The organism is Bacillus sp. MBGLi79, assembly GCF_002953915.1.
Genome location: NZ_CP026521.1, coordinates 2,791,029 through 2,809,036, shown reverse-complemented (window position 1 = coordinate 2,809,036; position 18,008 = coordinate 2,791,029). Strand labels below are relative to the sequence as shown.

The window sequence follows — 18,008 nt, the reverse complement described above, 5'->3', positions numbered from 1 at the left end:
GATGAACATTCTCATGCTTTCACTCGAACATCCCGATGACCCGAAAAGCGGGCTCGGTGTCCATTTAAACCGTCTCATTTCCTATTTAAATCCTCATATCAACATGACGGTTTGTACGCCGAGCAGGCAGTTGTCTTCATATGCGAAGTTTGAAGATTACATAGCCGATGCTAACTTTACAATGGTTCGCCAGGTGTTATCCGGCAATGAACGCTTTGATCTGATTCATGCTCATGATGACACAACAGTCCCTGCCGCCCAGTATTTGAAACAACGGCTTGGCCTTCCGCTTGCTGCGACAATCCACGGTCTTGAAAGCGAAAGGAAGAAGGTGTGCCGAGAAGTCCCACACCCATACAGGCTCAAGACCGAACAGCTCCTTATAGAGTCTGCCGATGCTTTGATCGTATTAAGCACATTTATGAAGCGGTCTCTTCATAAGGTAGCATATAAAAAAACAACCGTTATTCCGAGCCCTGCATCTATGGAGGAAGAGAAGGGGAAAATCCCAAGAAGCATAAATAGAAGATTCCTCTTTTCATATGGAAGGTTCGTTCCGGAAAAAGGATTTTCTCAGCTGTTAAAGGTGTTTGCCATCTTGAAGAAGCGGCAGCCTGACCTCTATCTAGTGCTGGCTGGGGAAGGTCCGTCTCTGTCCTCCTATGAGAAATTGGCTGCGGCATTGAACCTAAAGGATCGAGTCATGTTCCTGCCGTTTCTGAATAGGAAAGACATTAGAATGTTACTGTCTCACTGTGAAATGGCTGTTTTCCCTAGTTCTTATGAACCGTTTGGGCTTGCCGCACAGGAAAGCATGGAACAAGGTGTGCTGACTGTCGTTTCTCAGTCGGGTGGTTTTTGTGATTATGCCGTTCATGACAAAACGGCAATCATCGCTGATTTTACGCTCGTACAGGAAGCGGCTGATCTGCTGGACCGTTTTTTAAAAGACCGGGAAAGAGCCCGCCGGATAAAAGAAGCTGGCAGACAACAAGTGTTTAAGCTCCACCACCCCCGACTCATTACGTCATCATATGTGCAGCTTTATGAGCGTATCATCAATAATTCAGCAATTCATTGAAAAACAGCCTAGCATTCCGTCCATTATAGTGGTATTATATATAAGTCTGAATAAGTAAATGATTTTAGTTTGGAGGGAAAATAATGCGCGTTAATATTACTTTGGCTTGCACTGAATGTGGTGAGCGTAACTATATTTCTAAAAAGAACAAACGCAACAATCCAGACCGCGTTGAATTTAAAAAATATTGCCCACGTGATAAAAAATCTACGTTACACCGTGAAACAAAATAACAGCTTTGCTGTTTGAGGTGTAAGAAAAAAGCCAGAGCTTTGAAAAAGGTTCTGGCTTTTTTTCTATTCCGAGGGGGATGAGAGATGAAATCACAATTAAGAAAACAGACGATGGCGGCACTGTCTGCTTTACCAAATGAAGATCTGCTTCAAAAAACGGACCGTATATATAAGTATTTGTTTTCTCTGCCGGACTGGCAAAATGCCAGCACCATTGCCGTCACCATTTCCAGAGGACTAGAGATACCGACGCGTCCTGTCATTGAGCAGGCTTGGGAGGAAGGAAAGCAAGTTTGCATCCCCAAATGCCATCCGGACACGAAGAAAATGCAATTTCGCGCATATCAGACTGATGATCAGCTCGAAACCGTTTACGCCGGACTCCTTGAGCCGATAATTGAAAAAACAAAAGAAGTAAACCCATCACAAATTGACTTGGTGATCGTTCCAGGTGTTTGTTTTGATGTTAACGGGTTTAGGATCGGATTTGGAGGCGGCTATTATGATCGTTTTTTAAGTAAATATCAAGGAAAGTCAGTCTCTCTGCTTTTCGAGTGTCAGCTGTTTGCGCACGTACCCCGTCTGCCGCATGACATGCCGGTACATAAGCTGATAACAGAGGATCGCATCATTTCTTGTTATTCATAACTTTCCTGCCTCTTTTTCGAGAATAAATCAGGTAGAATAACAAACCCTATTGGCAGGAGGGATATCATGAAAAAACTTTTGATTTATGCCATTTTTGCTGTTTCAGCCGTCATGTTTTATCAAAATCGCTACCGTCTTATGAATACTGTACTCAGCCAGCCAGGAATCAGGCGGTCTTTTATCCATTTGTTTTTAAGAATTCCGTTTATCCGCAATAAGTTTATACAGCAAGCTTTCTAAAATCCCGTGAAAAACGGGATTTTTTGCTTTCAGTAGGCGTTTCGGAACGCCAGCTGTTATAATGAAAAAAAACTATTGGAGCGGTAAATATGTTTTTGCTGGAGTATACATATTGGAAATTGGCAACGCACCTGGTGAAAAGCGGGTATGGCGTCATACAAGCCGGCGAGCCAGATGAAATATGGCTGGAAGCGCCGGACAAGTCCCCTTATGATCTAGTTCGTCTTTATAAGCACGATCTTGATTTCCGTCAAGAAATGGTTAGAGACATCGAAGAGCAGGCCGAACGAGTAGAAAGAGTCAGAAATCAATTGGGCAGACGAAGGATGAAGCTGCTGAATGTATTTTTTTCAACTGAAGCCCCTGTTGATGACTGGCAAGAAATTTCCAAACGACCTTTTGAGAAGGGAACTGTGTCAGTTGAGCCTGTGATCGTTAGAGGATCGATGCTTCGAGATGATCTTCAAGCGGTTTTTCCATCATTTCGTACAGAAGAACACGTTTCGTTTGAAGACACGCAAATGGCAAGGGAACACTTCCTTTCGTTAGTGCTGAAACAAGAAGAACAGAGAAAAACTGAAGCGGCGGTTTTTCAAAACGGAAAACCCATTTTTACATATTTATTTATTGCGCTTCAGGTCCTAATGTTTTTCGTGCTCGAAATAAACGGGGGCAGCACAAATACGGAGACGCTGGTCGCTTTTGGAGCAAAGGAAAACAGCCTGATTGCACAAGGAGAATGGTGGCGTCTTCTGACACCGATCGTGCTTCACATTGGCATAGCGCATTTAGCTTTTAATACGCTGGCTTTATGGTCGGTTGGTACAGCGGTTGAGCGCATGTATGGATCGGGCAGGTTTCTGCTGATTTATCTGGCGGCTGGCATTACGGGTTCGATTGCGAGCTTTGTGTTCAGCCCGTATCCCTCAGCAGGCGCATCAGGAGCCATATTCGGATGCTTAGGTGCACTGCTGTATGTAGCTTTGTCGAATCGAAAAATATTTTTGAGAACCATAGGAACCAATATTATTGTCATTATTATCATCAATCTTGGCTTTGGTTTTGCGGTTTCGAATATTGATAATTCGGGACATATTGGCGGCTTGATTGGCGGCTTTTTCGCCGCTGCAGCACTGGGGCTTCCCAAAGCCGGAGCCTTTGGAAAAAGATTGTTGTCAGCGGTTTTACTGATTGCTTTGGCGGCTGGATTTTTATATTACGGACTGCATTCGCCTTCCTACCAAGAGTCAGCGCTGATTCAGCAGGCAAGCGAGCTTTATCAGGAAGGAAAGTATGAAGAAGTAACGGAATTGCTAAACGGAGAAGCAGAGCAAAAAGATGCCTCTGCCGATCTGTTGAAAATCCTGGCGGTTTCTGATATTCAACTCGGTGAATATGATCAGGCGGTTTCCCTTTTGGAACGAGCAGTGAAAAAAGAACCTAACGAGCACGCCTCATATTACTATTTAGCCGTATTGTATGCAGAAAAAAATGAGCTTGACCAAGCAGAAAAGGCCATCCGGACGGCTGTAAAACTGAAGCCGAAGGAGAAGCGCTACAAAGAGCTCCAGCAGCAAATTAAAAACAATAAAGAATCATAAAGGTGGAATAGGGTAAGGGGGCAGGCTTTTTTGTCAGCGTTTTCTTCTTGACGGACCGCTTCCATATGAATACGCTTATGATAAGTTAAGATCAAGAAATGGTGAGGAAAAATGAATACATTTTATGATGTGCAGCAGCTGTTAAAAACGTTTGGCCACATTGTTTATTTTGGAGACAGAGAGCTTGAAATTGAGTTTATGTTAGATGAATTAAAGGAATTATACATGAACCACATGATTGAAAAGGAGCAGTGGGCCAGAGCGGCAGCTGTCCTTCGAAAAGAATTGGAACAAACAAAAAACGTTAAGAGATTTTTATAAAGGCTAAGGTGATAAACATGGATGAGATTTGGTTTGCGGGCATTGACCTGGGAGGAACGACGATTAAACTCGCATTTATTAATCAATATGGTGAAATTCAGCATAAATGGGAAGTCCCGACTGATAAAACCGGCGACACCATTACCGTTACAATTGCAAAAACAATCGACAGCAAGCTGGATGAGCTGCAAAAACCGAAGCACCTCATCAAATACATCGGAATGGGCGCACCAGGTCCTGTAGATATGGCGGCAGGAGTTGTTTATGAAACAGTAAATCTAGGATGGAAAAATTACGCTTTAAAAAACCATTTGGAGACAGAGACCGGCATCCCAGCAGTGATAGAAAATGACGCGAATATTGCTGCGCTCGGGGAAATGTGGAAGGGAGCGGGTGATGGCGCGAAGGACGTCATTCTCGTGACGCTTGGCACAGGAGTTGGCGGCGGCATCATTGCAAATGGTGAAATTGTACATGGCATAAATGGCGCTGGCGGAGAAATCGGCCATATTTGCAGCATCCCTGAAGGCGGAGCGCCTTGCAACTGCGGCAAAACAGGCTGTATCGAAACCATTGCATCGGCAACAGGAATTGTAAGAATTGCAAAAGAAAAAATAGCGAATGCTAAGCAGACGACACGTTTAAAAGCAACTGAACAATTGTCAGCGCGGGATGTGTTTGAAGCGGCTGGTGAAAATGACGAAATTGCCCTTGAGGTGGTTGATTATGTAGCCAAGCACCTTGGTTTGGTGCTCGGAAATTTGGCAAGCTCGCTTAATCCGTCAAAAATCGTTCTTGGCGGCGGCGTATCGAGAGCCGGAGAGCTGCTGAGATCAAAAGTCGAGAAGACATTCCGCAAATGCGCGTTTCCGCGGGCAGCCCAAGCTGCTGATATTTCAATCGCAGCACTTGGAAATGATGCCGGCGTTATTGGAGGCGCTTGGATCGCTAAAAACGAATGGCTAAAACACCAAAATTGTTAAAATTGTGTAAATGAAATTGATTTTTTGTTGTGCTCAGGTTAAGATTTAATTTGATGTGTTAATGAGAATGTTGGGAATTGACTGATTTTTTTGAGCGTGCTGCATAGGAGGTTGAAATGCGAAAAACGTTTTTTTCGAAGATTTCATTTATGCTGATTGCCATTTTATTGATGTGGCTGAAAACGTATGCTGTTTACAAAACCAGTTTTCATATTAAAATCGACAATCTAACACAGGAATTTATTCTGTTTATCAACCCATTGAGTTTTTTGTTGCTTATTTTTGGCCTCAGCCTGTTTTTAAAAGGCAAAAACAGAAATCGCTACATTATCGCGATGAGCTGTCTAGTCACGTTTGTATTGCTGGCTAATATGGTTTTTTACCGTTTTTACAATGATTTCTTAACAATCCCTGTTCTTTTTCAAACGAGCAATATGGGTGATCTCGGAAGCAGCATCGGAACACTTCTTGAACCGACAGACCTCCTATTGGGTGTAGATATTGTGGTTTTAATATGGCTTCACATCCGGCAAAAAGCTTTTCAATCGGACATTCCCTCTACGAAAAATGAACGGGCGGCTTATTTTTTGTTCGTTGCTTCTGTTTATTTCTTCAATCTGGGCTTGTCTGAGGCGGAAAGACCTCAGCTATTGACACGCTCATTTGACAGAGAAATGCTCGTTAAAAACATTAGTCTGTTTAATTTTCATATTTACGACGGTGTTCTTCAGTCAAAGCAATCCGCACAGAGAGCGTTGGCAGATAGCAACAGCCTGACGGAAATTGAAAACTACGTAACCGCTAATGCGAAAGACGCCAACAAAAGCTTATTCGGCGCTGCAAAAGGAAGGAACGTCATTCTCGTATCCTTAGAGTCGACGCAAAGCTTCGTGATTAATGAAAAAGTGAATGGAGAAGAAATCACGCCTTTTCTGAATGACTTTATAAAACAGAGCTACAACTTTAATAATGTTTACCACCAAACAGGCCAGGGGAAAACCTCGGATTCTGAATTTATCGTGGACAATTCACTGTATCCGCTCGGACGAGGTGCCGTGTTTTTTACGAATGCGGGCAATCAATATATGGCCGCTCCTGAAATTTTGAAAAACAGCGGATACTATTCAGCGGTGCTTCACGCTAATAATAAAAGCTTTTGGAATCGGGATTTAATGTACGACTCATTTGGATATGATTCGTTTTTTGATATTAACTCGTATGATGTAACTGACGAAAATTCAGTCGGCTGGGGACTTAAGGATAAAGAATTTTTTGAGCAGTCTTCAGAGCTGATGAAAAATCTGCCTCAACCGTTTTACTCGAGGCTGATCACACTGACGAACCACTTCCCATTTGATCTTGGTGAAGGGGATCAATTGATTGATGAATATGATTCAAGCAGCCAGACGCTAAATAAGTATTTTCCGACAGTGCGATATCAGGATGAGGCGCTGAAACGGTTTATCGAAAAGCTGAAGGAAGACGGGTTATACGACAACTCTGTTATTGTATTATACGGTGACCATTATGGTATATCGGAAAACCATAATGAAGCGATGGGGCAGTTTTTAGGAAAAGAAATAACCCCATTTGAAGAGGTGCAGCTCCAAAAAGTGCCGCTTGTCATTCATATTCCGGGTATTACCGATAAAAAGCCGCAAACCATTGAAACAGTAGGCGGGCAGATTGATATCAGGCCGACGCTGATGAATCTTTTAGGAATTGATACGAAAGATCAAATTCAATTTGGCAACGATCTGCTTTCGGACGAAAAACTGGACTTTACGGTGCTACGGGACGGGAGCTTTATCACGGATCAGGTTGTATATACAGACGGTGCGTGTTATGACAAAGAGACGGGAAAACCGTTAGAAGAGACACAACAATGCGAAGCATTTGCTGATAAAGCGAAACAAGAGCTATCACTTTCTGATGAAATCATTTATGGAGATTTGTTGCGATTTTATGATCAGAAAAGGCTGGACAATTCGTCAAAACGGAAAGAAAAACAAATGCTTGATCAAGCATCGTAATTACAATGTCTCCCGCATCAAAGTGAGCGGGAGGCTTTCTTTTTTTAAATGCGCTGTCATATAGTAACAAAAAAGGGGGATGATGATGGCGTTTATTACGGTGAAGCCTGAGATCAAGAACAATTTGTCCAGAGTGGCGAGAGAGCTGAAGATAGACGAGGAATTGCTTAGACGTGCAAATTGTACCGCACAGGAACACCAATTGTATTGCCCTGGTTATGTGATAGAAGAGCATAGTGGCAAAGAGCTTCAAACCATACAGGACATAAAGCGTTTTTTACAGCCTCGGCAGCTGGACTTTTCTGATAACTGGATTGAGCAAGAGAAAATCTACGATGATTCAGCTGTTGAAGAGGAAATAAAGAAGATCATTGATGTGTTTCCGTTTGTCTCATGCAGGGAAATTGGCCGTTCTGTACTCGGAAGGCCTATCTGGGAGCTGAAGGCTGGTGGGGAGCATACCGTAAAAAAGGTCCATATGAATGCATCATTTCATGCGAATGAGTGGATTACTACGTCTGTCCTGCTAAAATGGTTTAAGGAATACTGTATGTCATTATGCCGCAACTCGCCCTTCTTCGGCTTTTCTCCCATACAGCTGTTTAGCAGCACATCCTTATCCCTCGTTCCTCTTGTCAATCCGGATGGCGTTGATCTTGTCTTAAACGGATCAGAAGTTATGGGAGCCAGAAGAGATGAGCTCGAAAGGCTAAATGAACATCGTCCGAATTTTAATGAATGGAAGGCGAACATAAACGGGGTTGATTTAAATAAGCAATTCCCTTCGTTATGGGAAATTGAAAAATACCGAAAACCGACTGCACCCAGTTACCGCGATTTTCCGGGAATCTCTCCGCTTACAGAGCCGGAATCCATTGCGATGTACCGGCTGATAACGGAGAATCCGCCTGACAGACTGATGGCTCTCCATACTCAAGGGGAAGAAATTTATTGGGGCTATAAAGGCCTTGAGCCTGAAGAATCTGCCGCTGTTATAAAGGATTTTGAGGAGGTAAGCGGGAACATTTATAAGGGAGTAAGGGATATAGACAGTTACGCGGGATTTCGCGATTGGTTTATTCACCACTATTTTAAAGAAGGGTACACGGTGGAACTTGGAAAAGGCCGAAATCCTTTGCCGTTTCAGCAGTTTTCACATATATATAACGCCACAAACGGCATCTTGTGGAGAGCGTTATTTTTTCATGAGTAACTAAAACTTTTTCTTTTTTCTGCCGAAGCAAATATGAGACAATAAAGAGGATCGGAGGGGAAGGCTGATGAGATCAGTTTGTTTCATTCTGCTGTCGGCATTGCTCTTTAGTTTATCGGCATGCGAACCATCTCATCAGCAGCAAAAACAGGCATCGGCGGCAAAAGATGAGGATAAAGATATCATACCGCTTTCCGCGGAAAAAGCGGACGGGGCGGAAGGCTGGCTGAATAACAGCACCATTTTATATACTGCGTCTAATCCGACGAAAACAGAGCTTTTCGCGTACCGTATCTTTACAGGCAAAGCGAAAAAGCTTTATCAAACGGATGGTCAAATCGTTGATGTTAAAATCAATGAGAGGGAGCAGATGATTCTGCTGCAAATCACACATAGCCAAAAGACAGCAGTGGTTTTGCTTAATTCAGAAGGAGAGCCGCTTTACGAAAAAGATTACGAAATATATGAACTGGAGGCTGCTTGGAATCAGTATGATCCTTATCAAATAATGGTGACGGAATTCAGTGAGAACTGGGATTTCCATACATATCAGGTGAATGCTAAAAAAGACGAGTCTTTCTTAAGTCCGGTACAGGTTCCGTTCATTCATTGGACATCCAAAAATACATTTGATTATGTAAAAGAGGGAAGAGACGAAAAAACAGGGCCTTTATATACGTTTAATACAGCCTCTAAGACGGAGCAAAAGCTTGAGGATAACGTTCTGTTCTTCGATTCTTTCCATCAAATGAGTTTTACTGTGAAGTCAGCTTCCGGAGAGAAAGGGACGTATCAGTTTGAAACGCCGCATACAAAATCACCTGTTACAGTGAAATGGCCGCTCCAAACGAAATATACAAGTTTTGCTCCAATGGAGTATGACTATGATGAAGCGGGAGGCCTGTTTTATACGTTCAAACAAAGCGGTGATGCTTATAAGCTTGCTGCAATCAATGTGGCATCGGGTGAGACAAAAGACCTTGTCTCTCTGCGGGAAATGGAGCCGATTCAAATATCTCCGAACGGGAAATATGCGTTATACGGCTTTCATTTTGAGCAAATCATTTTATTGAAATCACATAAAACGAAGCAACTCATTATTGATCAAAAGGAGATGGAGTAACGATGGCTATCGCAGATGTGACCATTATCCCAATCGGTACGGAAACACCAAGTGTCAGTGCATACGTGGCCGATGTGCAAAAGATTTTAGAAGGATATCAAGCTGAAGGGAAAATCAAATATCAGCTGACACCGATGAATACGCTGATTGAAGGTGAACTCAGTGACCTTTTCACAGTCATTCAGGCCATTCACGAAGCGCCATTTCAAAAAGGATTGCACAGAGTGGCAACGAATATCCGCATTGATGACAGACGTGACAAAAAAACGACGCTTGAGAGCAAAATAGAAAGTGTCAATAAACATTTACAGCCATAAAAATAAACCTGTATCCCATCGGATACAGGTTTTAATGTGCGGTTGGATAGCCGCTGTTTATGACGGTCATCACGGTAAACCAGCCAAAGACAAATAAGGTGGCGCCGGCTAATAAAAACCCGAGTATATTTTTATTTCTAACAGACCGCAAGACTCCCCATAAAGCGAAAAGAGCGACAAGGCCGAAAATCACGACAAGTAACATAACACAGCCCCCTTTACATTGAAAAACCTGCAATTCTTTCCAATTTTATTCTACCTGTTTTTTATAGGTTTGTCGATAGCGTTTTCATTGCGATTGTTTGAATCTTTTTTTAAAAACCCTCATAATAAGAGCATAAAAAAGAAAGAGGTGATAATAGTGAAATGGAGACGAATGCCAGTAGGGCCGATTCAAGCGAACGCATATTTTCTCATCAGTGATGATCAATGCCTGATTTTTGATCCGGGCGGCGAAGGACATAAAATCAATCAATACATAAAAGAAAAAGGGCTGACGCCTTTAGCCATTTTGCTTACACATGCCCATTTTGACCACATTGGGGCGCTTGATGAAGTGAGAGAAAAATGGGATATTCCTGTTTACTTACATCAAAATGAAAAAAATTGGCTTACGGATGCCTCTCTAAACGGCTCCGGCATGCTGCGAGGGATAGAGGTTACAGCTAAGCCTGCAGATCATCTGATTGAAGGCGACGGTGAGTTGAATATCGGGCCGTTTCATTTGGAAACATTATTTACGCCGGGACATTCACCAGGCAGTGTGTCTTACTATGTGAAAGACGCAGACCTGGTCATCTCCGGAGATGTCCTGTTTCAAGGCGGTATAGGGCGTACGGATTTAATAGGCGGCGATCAAGAGACGCTGTTGACATCCATTCATGAAAAACTGCTTACGCTGCCGGAACATACACTGGTGTTAAGCGGCCATGGACCTGAAACAGACGTACTGACTGAGCAGGATCAAAATCCGTTTTTAAATGGGTTTTCATTGTAAAAAAAGAGACAAACCGATAAGGTTTGTCTCTTTTTGCATTTAATGGCCTCCGCCGCCGGGCACCATAATAAAAATCGAGTAATATGTAAAGCCGGCGAAGAAAATCGTTAAATAAGCGCCAAAAATATAAATATACATGCGTTCAGTTAAGTTCAAATACGATAGGAACACAAATAAAATCGTCTGTCCAAAAAATAAAAGGGAAGCATCTTTCATATCACCTAAATAAAACATGACTGCAAAAATTCCCGTCCAAAATCCTAACACCCGGAACATGCGATTCATTTTTTATCCCCTCCCGAGAGTCCCTCTGACTGTTATTATAATAGATCACACCTAGAAATGTAAACATTTTCATGATTAATATACAAATGGAATTTGTCCTTTTGATTGCGTTCTCTATTGTATGAATATTTTTTAAAAAATAATCCGAAAAAAGTTCTGTAAATGGTTTAAATGAAAAATGATCCGGGTAGTTATTCTACAAAGAGATGGTTAACTGAGGAGGAAAATAAACAATGGAACAACAATTAACTTTTTACTCATACCCAAGCTGCACGTCATGCCGAAAAACAAAACATTGGCTTAAAGCACATCAAATTGAATTTAACGAACGGCACTTATTCAGAGAAACCCCGACAATAGATGAATTAAAGTACATCTTATCGTTAACGACAGAAGGCATTGATGAAATTTTAGCGACACGAAGCCAGACCTTCAAAAATTTAAATTTAAACATCGAAGAAATGACGGTAAATGAGGTGCTGGAACTTTTAATCGAGAAGCCAAAGCTTTTGCGACGCCCAATTCTAGTGGATAACAAAAAGCTGGTGATCGGTTACAATCCGGGAGAACTGTTGAAATTATCAAAGAAGAAAACGGTTCATCAATCTGCATGATGAAAAACCGAAGATCCGCTGATTTATACGAATCAGCTTATCTTCGGTTTTTCACCTGTTCAGAAACTGGGCTAGCTGGATTCGAACCAACGATCACGGAGTCAAAGTCCATTGCCTTACCGCTTGGCTATAGCCCATTGAATGTAAACATAGTATGTGTAAAGGCAGATGCGTTATACATATAAAGCATAATTTTCAAAAACAGGAGGTAACTCATTAAGATGGTAGCTCTTGATCAGCACTTAACAGAGCACAAAGAAGATATCACGCAACAATGGCTGGAAGTTTGTACGTCAAAAGGCAGCTGGCTGTATTCAGCGAAAGATCAGCAAAAACTAGAAAAAAAGTTAAAAGACCAACATGAATTATTGGTGACCATCGTAGCAAAATCCCTTGGAAAAGAAGACGTAACGGATGAGCTCAATCGATGGTCTCTTCAATGCGCCAGAGACCGTGCCGTTCATGAAGTGACGGTAACAGAAAGTGTCGGCCAGTTTAACGCCTTCAGGCACATCATGTTTGAATGGATTCAGAAATTCAGCGAAGCTTCTTCTCAAGAAATCAGCATTCGGGATTTTTATGAGTGGAGCCGGATCTTGAATCAAAACATTGATAGGATCATCGAAGTGTTTACGGAAGAATATCATCAGGTGACCATAATACAATTAAACGCGCAAAAAGAAATGATTAATGAATTGAGTGCGCCGATTATGCCGATTACGGAGGGAATAGGGATTCTTCCGCTTGTCGGTGAAATTGATACGTACAGAGCGAGGACGATTTTGGAGTCGGTGCTGGAGCAGTGCTCAGCGTTAAAGCTCTCGTATTTATTTTTAGATATTTCTGGCGTTCCTATCGTTGATACCATGGTGGCCTATCAAATTTTTAAAGTGATTGACAGCACCAAATTGCTCGGGATTGAGACGATTATTTCAGGAATCAGGCCGGAAATTGCCCAAACTGTCGTGAAGCTGGGTCTGGATTTTTCGAATGTGAAAACCGAGCAAAGTCTTGCTAAAGCTCTGGCCAATAAAGGATTTAAAATAAAAGAGTGTTGATGCTTTTGCCATTCATTCTGAAAGTAGAAGCTGAACAGCCTTTCTCAGGCTATTCAGCTTTTTTTACTTCTATAAATAAAATGTGATGGCTGTCGATGTCTTTTACCTTAAAAGAGTAGCCGTCATATTCGATGACACTTTCAGGCTCAGCGTCTATGTTTTGTGTCAGAAACCAGCCGCCCAAGGTGTCTACTTCCGCGTCTGATAAATCTGTACCAAGCAGGCTGTTGACGTCGGTGATTAATAATTTTGCATTTAATAAATAGTGATCCTTTCCAAGTTCGCGTATATGAGGCACTTCATCCGCATCAAATTCATCACGGATTTCTCCTACAATTTCTTCGATAATATCCTCGACAGTGACCAAACCGGAAGTCCCGCCGTATTCATCTATTAGGATCGCCATATGAGTGCGTTCCTTTTGCATTTTCAGCAGTAGTTTATAAATAGGAATCGTCTCAATGACATGGATAACAGGCTGAACGAAAGGTTCAATTTGATGCTTTTTGAGTGAAAAATCTTTCGTCAGCATGGAAAACAACACTTCTTTCATATTGATCACGCCAATGACGTTATCTTTATCCTCTCTTACAACTGGATACCGCGTATATTTTGTTTGCTTGACTGTTTCCTGAAGATTCGAAATGGAGCCTTCATCTAGTGATAAACTGACCATTTCATTTCGCGGCACCATAATTTCCTTTGCCATTCGTTTATCAAAGGTGAAGATATTATTCATGTACTTTAGTTCACTTTTTCTGATCTCACCGCTTTTATAGCTTTCAGCCAATAGGACCCGCAGCTCTTCTTCTGTATATGCCAGCTCATGCTCTGATGCCGGTTTCAGTCCGAACACTCCTGTAATCAATCGGGCAGAGTGGTTCAGCAGCCAAATGAATGGAAACATGATCTTATAAAACCAAATAAGCGGTTTAGCGAACAACAAAGTAATGCTCTCAGCCTTTTGAATGGCGAAACTCTTTGGCGCCAGCTCCCCGATCACGACATTTAAATACGTAACCGCTAAAAACGCGATGATGAGTGAAAGTAGGTGGGTAAGCGATTCATTTAAGCCTGCTTTATGAAAAAGCGGCCGAAGCAGCGTTTGCACCGTCGGCTCTCCAAGCCATCCCAATCCTAAAGCTGCGACTGTGATGCCCAGCTGACAGGCTGATAAATATTCATCAAGGTGAGTGATGACATGCTTTGCCGCTTTAGCACCTTTCTTTCCTTTTGCGACAAGCTGATCAATTCTGGATCGCCGCACTTTTACAATTGAAAATTCTATGGCGACAAAAAATCCTGTTAACAAAATGAGAATAGCGACTGCTAGTAAATTGACAAATTCCAAAACAACTGCCTTCTCCAAGGAAGGCATGCACCTCCCTTTTCCGATGTCTTTCCTCATTCCATACCACCGGAAAATGCTCACAAAACATGGTTAAAGCCGCACAATGGTTTAGTGACGCCTTTATTGGGCAATTAAAGGTATAAAGAACAAAAGTTTGGAGGAGCTTGACATGAAGGCACATACGGGAAAAGATTGGTTTTGGTACCAAATGGGGCCTCAAGAAAGAAGTAAGGCAAGAGATCTAATCCATTTTTCTCACTGGCCTCAGTGTGAAAAGTGGTTTGAAAATAACCATCACGTTAATTTTTTGCGAGTAGATACAACTGAAACGGAAAATGAAGCGGTATTTGGGTCGATTGTTTATGATCAGGGGCTTGGTGAAGAAAAAGACCATACTGTTTTTCACTTTTATATCACAAGGCAATATTTTTTCACAATCAACTTTGACTTTGCGATTTTGAGAGAGATTAAAGGAAAAGAAGTTGTCCGGCAAATGGAAAGAGCGGACAATGCGATAGAGGGGTTTTTAATTCTTCTCGGTGAACTAATGAATGCGTATTTAATCGGTGTCGATGAATTTGAAGTAAAGCTGAGAAAGTTGCGATGGCAAATTAAAGATGACAATAGCAAAAGCATTTTAAACCGTGTCCATCTTCTGCGCCATGAACTGATGATTTGGAAAAATTTAATATTAAGCGCCAAAAAAATTGAAATGGCATTGAAAGAAACCTTTTTACCTCAAGATGAAGGGAAAAAGGATTATCAGCGGACACACCAGAAAATTGACAGAGGATTTACATACATCAGCGAATTTGAAGGGGAGCTGAACAATCTGCTGCATTCAGAGGAAGTCATTACCTCACACAGGGGGAATGAAATTGTAAAAGCATTGACCATTTTCACGACGCTATTTACGCCGATTACAGCTCTGGGCGCCTTATGGGGAATGAACTTTTCAGTAATGCCGGAGCTGAATTGGAAATATGGATACCTCTTTTCTCTCTTATTGATTGTCACATCTACGGTTCTGATCTACCTATATTTGAGGAAAAAAGGCTGGACAGGAGATATGCTTCAGGAGCGGAAGAAGAAAAGGAAATCTCGAAAAAGGCGGACCTTATAAGATGTTTCATATTTTGTGCAGCGGATAAAGAATAAATAGAACACGGTAAAGGAGGAATGTACATGAAAATAAGAGACATCATGACGAAGAATGTAGAATGCTGTGAGCCAAACGCTTCAATCACGGAACTAGCGAAAAAGATGAGAGACTCCAATGTCGGTTCTATTCCAATCTGTGAAAATGGCACGCTTCAGGGGATTGTATCTGATCGGGATATTGTGACGAGATGCTTAGCTGAAAATCAGATGGATGCAAAAGCAAGTGATATCATGAGCACTGACATCGTGTCGGGCCACCCTGATATGTCTGCTGAAGAAGCGGGGCAGCTTATGGCTGAGCATCAAATCCGCCGTTTACCGATCCTTGAAAATGGGCACATTACCGGTATCGTTGCCTTAGGCGATCTTTCTGTTGAGAAAGATACTGATCAAAAAGCCGGAGAAGCATTAAGTGAAATTTCTAAAACAGCATAATGAAAATGGAATGAAGCAGGCATGGTGACCATGTCTGCTTTTTTATATTGGGAAAATAATAATGAAAGGGGTACATTCCAGCTGAAAGTCTTTTTTTTGCCAGCAGGAATTGATTTTTCAGTATATAACGCCTTCACAAAATCACGTTTTTCCTGTTTGATTACCGCCTCTTCTTTTTCTACAATACGCATGGAAAGGAGAGGGAATCAAATTGGATTCAATAGAAAAGATAAGCAAAAACTTGATTGAAGAGGCATATCTAACAAAGGCTTCTGATATTCACATCGTGCCGAGGGAGCGAGACGCTATCATTCATTTTCGGGTCGATCATGCCTTGCTAAAAAAAAGGAACATGAAAAAAGAAGAGTGCGTAAGACTGATTTCACATTTTAAATTTCTTTCTGCAATGGACATAGGGGAAAGGCGAAAGCCGCAAAACGGTTCGCTTACGTTAAAGCTGAAAGAGGGAAATGTTCATTTAAGAATGTCAACGCTTCCCACAATTAATGAAGAAAGCCTCGTGATCAGAGTGATGCCTCAATACAATATCCCTTCGATTGATAAACTGTCGTTATTTCCAAAGACAGGAGCCACATTACTCTCATTTTTAAAACACTCCCATGGCATGCTCATTTTTACCGGGCCGACTGGTTCAGGGAAGACTACCACATTATACTCTCTCGTTCAATACGCAAAAAAACACTTTAATCGAAATATTGTTACATTAGAGGACCCTGTTGAAACTAGGGACGAAGACGTTCTTCAGGTTCAGGTGAATGAAAAAGCCGGTGTAACTTATTCCGCAGGTCTGAAGGCAATTTTGCGCCATGACCCCGATATGATTATTTTAGGTGAGATCAGAGATGCGGAAACAGCTGAAATTGCGGTGCGGGCAGCGATGACGGGACATCTGGTACTGACGAGCCTTCATACGAGAGATGCAAAGGGCGCAATTTACAGGCTGCTTGAATTCGGTATCAATATGAATGAAATTGAACAGACCGTCATTGCAATAGCGGCTCAGCGCTTGGTTGATTTGGCTTGTCCATTTTGTGAAAACGGATGTTCATCAGTATATTGCCGTCAGTCACGAAATACCAGAAGAGCTAGCGTTTATGAGCTTCTTTATGGGAAAAACCTTCAGCAATGTATCCAGGAGGCAAAAGGAAATCATGCAAATTACCAATATCAAACACTTCGTCAAATTATCAGAAAAGGAATTGCGCTCGGCTATTTAACGACAAACAACTATGACCGGTGGGTTTATCATGAAAAAGATTAGAAAAACCTGGCCGTTAAAGGATCAGGCCCGGTTATTAAAGCGGCTCGGAGAAATGACGGCAAGCGGATATACACTTCTGGATGGATTGCGCCTGATGGAACTTCAGATGAATAAGAGGCAGTCAGCTGACTTGACTGACACGGTCACTCGTTTGAGGGAAGGGACTCCGTTTTATCAAGTCTTAAAGCGTTTGTCATTTCATAAGGAAGCTGTAGGTATTTGTTATTTTGCTGAAACACATGGTGAACTGCCTGCCTCCATGATCCAGAGCGGAGAGCTGCTTGAACGAAAAATTGCACAGGCAGACCAGCTGAAAAGGGTGCTGCGCTATCCGCTTTTCCTCATCTTCACCGTTGCTGTCATGTTTTATATGTTACAGTCCATCATCATTCCTCAATTTTCCGGTATCTATCAATCGATGAATATGGAAACCTCACGTTCAACCGATATGCTTTTTGCTTTTTTTCAGCATATTGATCTTGTGATCATTTTGCTGATTCTTTTTTCAGCTGGTATCGGGATTTATTATTGGTTTGTGTTTAAGAAAAAATCACCTGCTAGGAAAATGCTTATTTGTGTCAGGATTCCTTTTGTCGGAAAGCTTGTCAGGCTGTTTAACAGCTACTTTTTTTCTTTGCAGCTAAGCAGCCTTTTAAAATCAGGCCTCTCCATTTATGACAGCCTTCATGCATTTAAACATCAAACGTTTCTCCCTTTCTACCGTTGCGAGGCAGAACACGTGATTGAACGGCTAAAAGCCGGTGAATCAATTGAAGCGGCTATTTGTGGGAGCCCCTTTTTTGAAATTGATTTTTCAAAAGTCATATCCCATGGCCAGCTGAGCGGCCGTCTAGATCGTGAACTTTTCACATACAGCCAGTTCATATTGCAGCGGCTGGAGCACAAGGCGCAAAAATGGACAGGCATCCTTCAGCCGATAATTTATGGATTTGTTGCTGCAATGATCTTAATTGTGTATTTATCTATGCTTTTGCCTATGTATCAGATGATGAATCAAATGTGAAAGGAAGA

At 41.9% G+C, this 18,008-nt stretch carries 20 protein-coding genes, 1 tRNA gene and 1 pseudogene; 18 read left to right on the top strand and 4 right to left on the bottom strand.

The window, feature by feature from the left end; genetic code table 11:
• Position 1: 1 nt before the first annotated feature.
• From C1T29_RS14165 to C1T29_RS14115, 11 genes and pseudogenes are all read left to right on the top strand, one after another.
• Positions 2-1,081 (top strand): glycosyltransferase family 4 protein, encoded by a 1,080-nt coding sequence (locus C1T29_RS14165; protein WP_103749580.1) that lies wholly within the window; start codon positions 2-4, stop codon positions 1,079-1,081.
• Between the two features lie 83 nt (positions 1,082-1,164).
• Entirely contained in the window at positions 1,165-1,314 is a 150-nt protein-coding gene (gene rpmG, locus C1T29_RS14160; protein WP_003153056.1) for a 50S ribosomal protein L33, read from the top strand.
• An 84-nt stretch (positions 1,315-1,398) separates the two neighbouring features.
• A complete protein-coding gene (locus tag C1T29_RS14155; protein WP_103749581.1) occupies positions 1,399-1,962 on the top strand; it encodes a 5-formyltetrahydrofolate cyclo-ligase in 564 nt (187 codons plus the stop codon).
• Between the two features lie 66 nt (positions 1,963-2,028).
• Positions 2,029-2,202: a hypothetical protein gene (locus C1T29_RS14150; protein WP_003230126.1), complete on the top strand. Its 174-nt coding sequence runs from the start codon at positions 2,029-2,031 to the stop codon at positions 2,200-2,202.
• 89 nt (positions 2,203-2,291) lie between these two features.
• On the top strand, positions 2,292-3,803 hold the full coding sequence (gene yqgP, locus C1T29_RS14145) for a rhomboid protease YqgP (RefSeq protein ID WP_103749582.1): 1,512 nt from the start codon (positions 2,292-2,294) through the stop codon (positions 3,801-3,803).
• Between the two features lie 111 nt (positions 3,804-3,914).
• A pseudogene (locus C1T29_RS14140) lies at positions 3,915-4,131 on the top strand (YqgQ family protein).
• A gap of 10 nt (positions 4,132-4,141) precedes the next feature.
• Complete coding sequence (gene glcK, locus C1T29_RS14135) at positions 4,142-5,107, top strand: glucose kinase GlcK (RefSeq protein WP_014664607.1); 966 nt, start codon at positions 4,142-4,144, stop codon at positions 5,105-5,107.
• Positions 5,108-5,223: 116 nt separating this feature from the next.
• Positions 5,224-7,140, top strand: a complete 1,917-nt coding sequence (locus C1T29_RS14130) for an LTA synthase family protein (protein WP_103749583.1) — start codon at positions 5,224-5,226, stop codon at positions 7,138-7,140.
• Between the two features lie 82 nt (positions 7,141-7,222).
• Complete coding sequence (locus C1T29_RS14125; protein WP_095431694.1) at positions 7,223-8,353, top strand: M14 family metallopeptidase; 1,131 nt, start codon at positions 7,223-7,225, stop codon at positions 8,351-8,353.
• Positions 8,354-8,420: 67 nt separating this feature from the next.
• Positions 8,421-9,476, top strand: a complete 1,056-nt coding sequence (locus C1T29_RS14120) for a YqgU-like beta propeller domain-containing protein (protein WP_103749584.1) — start codon at positions 8,421-8,423, stop codon at positions 9,474-9,476.
• A 2-nt stretch (positions 9,477-9,478) separates the two neighbouring features.
• A complete protein-coding gene (locus C1T29_RS14115; protein ID WP_014664603.1) occupies positions 9,479-9,793 on the top strand; it encodes an MTH1187 family thiamine-binding protein in 315 nt (104 codons plus the stop codon).
• A 31-nt stretch (positions 9,794-9,824) separates the two neighbouring features.
• Here the strand turns inward: C1T29_RS14115 and C1T29_RS14110 are convergent, their stop codons facing one another.
• Positions 9,825-9,998, bottom strand: a complete 174-nt coding sequence (locus C1T29_RS14110) for a DUF2759 domain-containing protein (RefSeq protein ID WP_003230141.1) — start codon at positions 9,996-9,998, stop codon at positions 9,825-9,827.
• 156 nt (positions 9,999-10,154) lie between these two features.
• On the opposite strand from C1T29_RS14110, the gene C1T29_RS14105 reads away from it, so the two are divergent.
• The gene (locus C1T29_RS14105; protein ID WP_014480263.1) at positions 10,155-10,790 is read left to right on the top strand and encodes an MBL fold metallo-hydrolase; all 636 of its coding nucleotides are present in this window, start codon (positions 10,155-10,157) and stop codon (positions 10,788-10,790) included.
• 39 nt (positions 10,791-10,829) lie between these two features.
• Here the strand turns inward: C1T29_RS14105 and C1T29_RS14100 are convergent, their stop codons facing one another.
• A complete protein-coding gene (locus C1T29_RS14100) occupies positions 10,830-11,075 on the bottom strand; it encodes a DUF2626 domain-containing protein (RefSeq protein ID WP_003226300.1) in 246 nt (81 codons plus the stop codon).
• Between the two features lie 233 nt (positions 11,076-11,308).
• Here C1T29_RS14100 and mgsR point away from each other — a divergent pair, with 233 nt between their 5' ends.
• On the top strand, positions 11,309-11,689 hold the full coding sequence (gene mgsR, locus C1T29_RS14095; RefSeq protein WP_014664601.1) for a transcriptional regulator MgsR: 381 nt from the start codon (positions 11,309-11,311) through the stop codon (positions 11,687-11,689).
• A gap of 66 nt (positions 11,690-11,755) precedes the next feature.
• On the opposite strand, the gene C1T29_RS14090 is transcribed toward mgsR, so the two are convergent.
• Positions 11,756-11,826: transfer RNA gene (locus C1T29_RS14090), tRNA-Gln, on the bottom strand.
• A gap of 84 nt (positions 11,827-11,910) precedes the next feature.
• Here C1T29_RS14090 and rsbRD point away from each other — a divergent pair.
• Positions 11,911-12,747 carry an RsbT co-antagonist protein RsbRD gene (rsbRD, locus tag C1T29_RS14085; protein WP_103749585.1) on the top strand — a complete coding sequence of 279 codons (837 nt, stop codon included), beginning with the start codon at positions 11,911-11,913 and terminating at the stop codon, positions 12,745-12,747.
• Between the two features lie 49 nt (positions 12,748-12,796).
• Here the strand turns inward: rsbRD and C1T29_RS14080 are convergent, their stop codons facing one another.
• The gene (locus tag C1T29_RS14080) at positions 12,797-14,125 is read right to left on the bottom strand and encodes a hemolysin family protein (protein WP_103749692.1); all 1,329 of its coding nucleotides are present in this window, start codon (positions 14,123-14,125) and stop codon (positions 12,797-12,799) included.
• A gap of 142 nt (positions 14,126-14,267) precedes the next feature.
• Between C1T29_RS14080 and corA the strand changes: the two genes are divergently transcribed.
• The 4 genes from corA (at position 14,268) to comGB (ending at position 18,000) form a co-directional block, all read left to right on the top strand.
• Entirely contained in the window at positions 14,268-15,221 is a 954-nt protein-coding gene (gene corA, locus C1T29_RS14075) for a magnesium transporter CorA (RefSeq protein ID WP_095431690.1), read from the top strand.
• A 62-nt stretch (positions 15,222-15,283) separates the two neighbouring features.
• A complete protein-coding gene (locus C1T29_RS14070) occupies positions 15,284-15,694 on the top strand; it encodes a CBS domain-containing protein (RefSeq protein WP_103749586.1) in 411 nt (136 codons plus the stop codon).
• A 211-nt stretch (positions 15,695-15,905) separates the two neighbouring features.
• A complete protein-coding gene (gene comGA / locus C1T29_RS14065; RefSeq protein WP_095431688.1) occupies positions 15,906-16,976 on the top strand; it encodes a competence protein ComGA in 1,071 nt (356 codons plus the stop codon).
• Entirely contained in the window at positions 16,963-18,000 is a 1,038-nt protein-coding gene (comGB, locus tag C1T29_RS14060; protein ID WP_103749587.1) for a competence type IV pilus assembly protein ComGB, read from the top strand. Before comGA ends, comGB begins: the two co-directional genes overlap by 14 nt.
• The last annotated feature ends 8 nt before the right edge of the window (positions 18,001-18,008 follow it).

Bases quoted from the DNA above. Each gene is read 5' to 3' on its own strand.
- comGB (WP_103749587.1), top strand. From the start codon at position 16,963: ATGAAAAAGATTAGAAAAACCTGGCCGTTAAAGGATCAGGCCCGGTTA.
- glcK (WP_014664607.1), top strand. From the start codon at position 4,142: ATGGATGAGATTTGGTTTGCGGGCATTGACCTGGGAGGAACGACGATT.
- C1T29_RS14120 (WP_103749584.1), top strand. From the start codon at position 8,421: ATGAGATCAGTTTGTTTCATTCTGCTGTCGGCATTGCTCTTTAGTTTA.
- yqgP (WP_103749582.1), top strand. From the start codon at position 2,292: ATGTTTTTGCTGGAGTATACATATTGGAAATTGGCAACGCACCTGGTG.
- C1T29_RS14130 (WP_103749583.1), top strand. From the start codon at position 5,224: ATGCGAAAAACGTTTTTTTCGAAGATTTCATTTATGCTGATTGCCATT.
- C1T29_RS14165 (WP_103749580.1), top strand. From the start codon at position 2: ATGAACATTCTCATGCTTTCACTCGAACATCCCGATGACCCGAAAAGC.
- mgsR (WP_014664601.1), top strand. From the start codon at position 11,309: ATGGAACAACAATTAACTTTTTACTCATACCCAAGCTGCACGTCATGC.
- C1T29_RS14115 (WP_014664603.1), top strand. From the start codon at position 9,479: ATGGCTATCGCAGATGTGACCATTATCCCAATCGGTACGGAAACACCA.
- C1T29_RS14125 (WP_095431694.1), top strand. From the start codon at position 7,223: ATGATGGCGTTTATTACGGTGAAGCCTGAGATCAAGAACAATTTGTCC.
- corA (WP_095431690.1), top strand. From the start codon at position 14,268: ATGAAGGCACATACGGGAAAAGATTGGTTTTGGTACCAAATGGGGCCT.
- C1T29_RS14150 (WP_003230126.1), top strand. From the start codon at position 2,029: ATGAAAAAACTTTTGATTTATGCCATTTTTGCTGTTTCAGCCGTCATG.
- C1T29_RS14100 (WP_003226300.1), bottom strand. From the start codon at position 11,075: ATGAATCGCATGTTCCGGGTGTTAGGATTTTGGACGGGAATTTTTGCA.
- C1T29_RS14070 (WP_103749586.1), top strand. From the start codon at position 15,284: ATGAAAATAAGAGACATCATGACGAAGAATGTAGAATGCTGTGAGCCA.
- rsbRD (WP_103749585.1), top strand. From the start codon at position 11,911: ATGGTAGCTCTTGATCAGCACTTAACAGAGCACAAAGAAGATATCACG.
- rpmG (WP_003153056.1), top strand. From the start codon at position 1,165: ATGCGCGTTAATATTACTTTGGCTTGCACTGAATGTGGTGAGCGTAAC.
- C1T29_RS14080 (WP_103749692.1), bottom strand. From the start codon at position 14,125: ATGCCTTCCTTGGAGAAGGCAGTTGTTTTGGAATTTGTCAATTTACTA.
- C1T29_RS14110 (WP_003230141.1), bottom strand. From the start codon at position 9,998: ATGTTACTTGTCGTGATTTTCGGCCTTGTCGCTCTTTTCGCTTTATGG.
- C1T29_RS14155 (WP_103749581.1), top strand. From the start codon at position 1,399: ATGAAATCACAATTAAGAAAACAGACGATGGCGGCACTGTCTGCTTTA.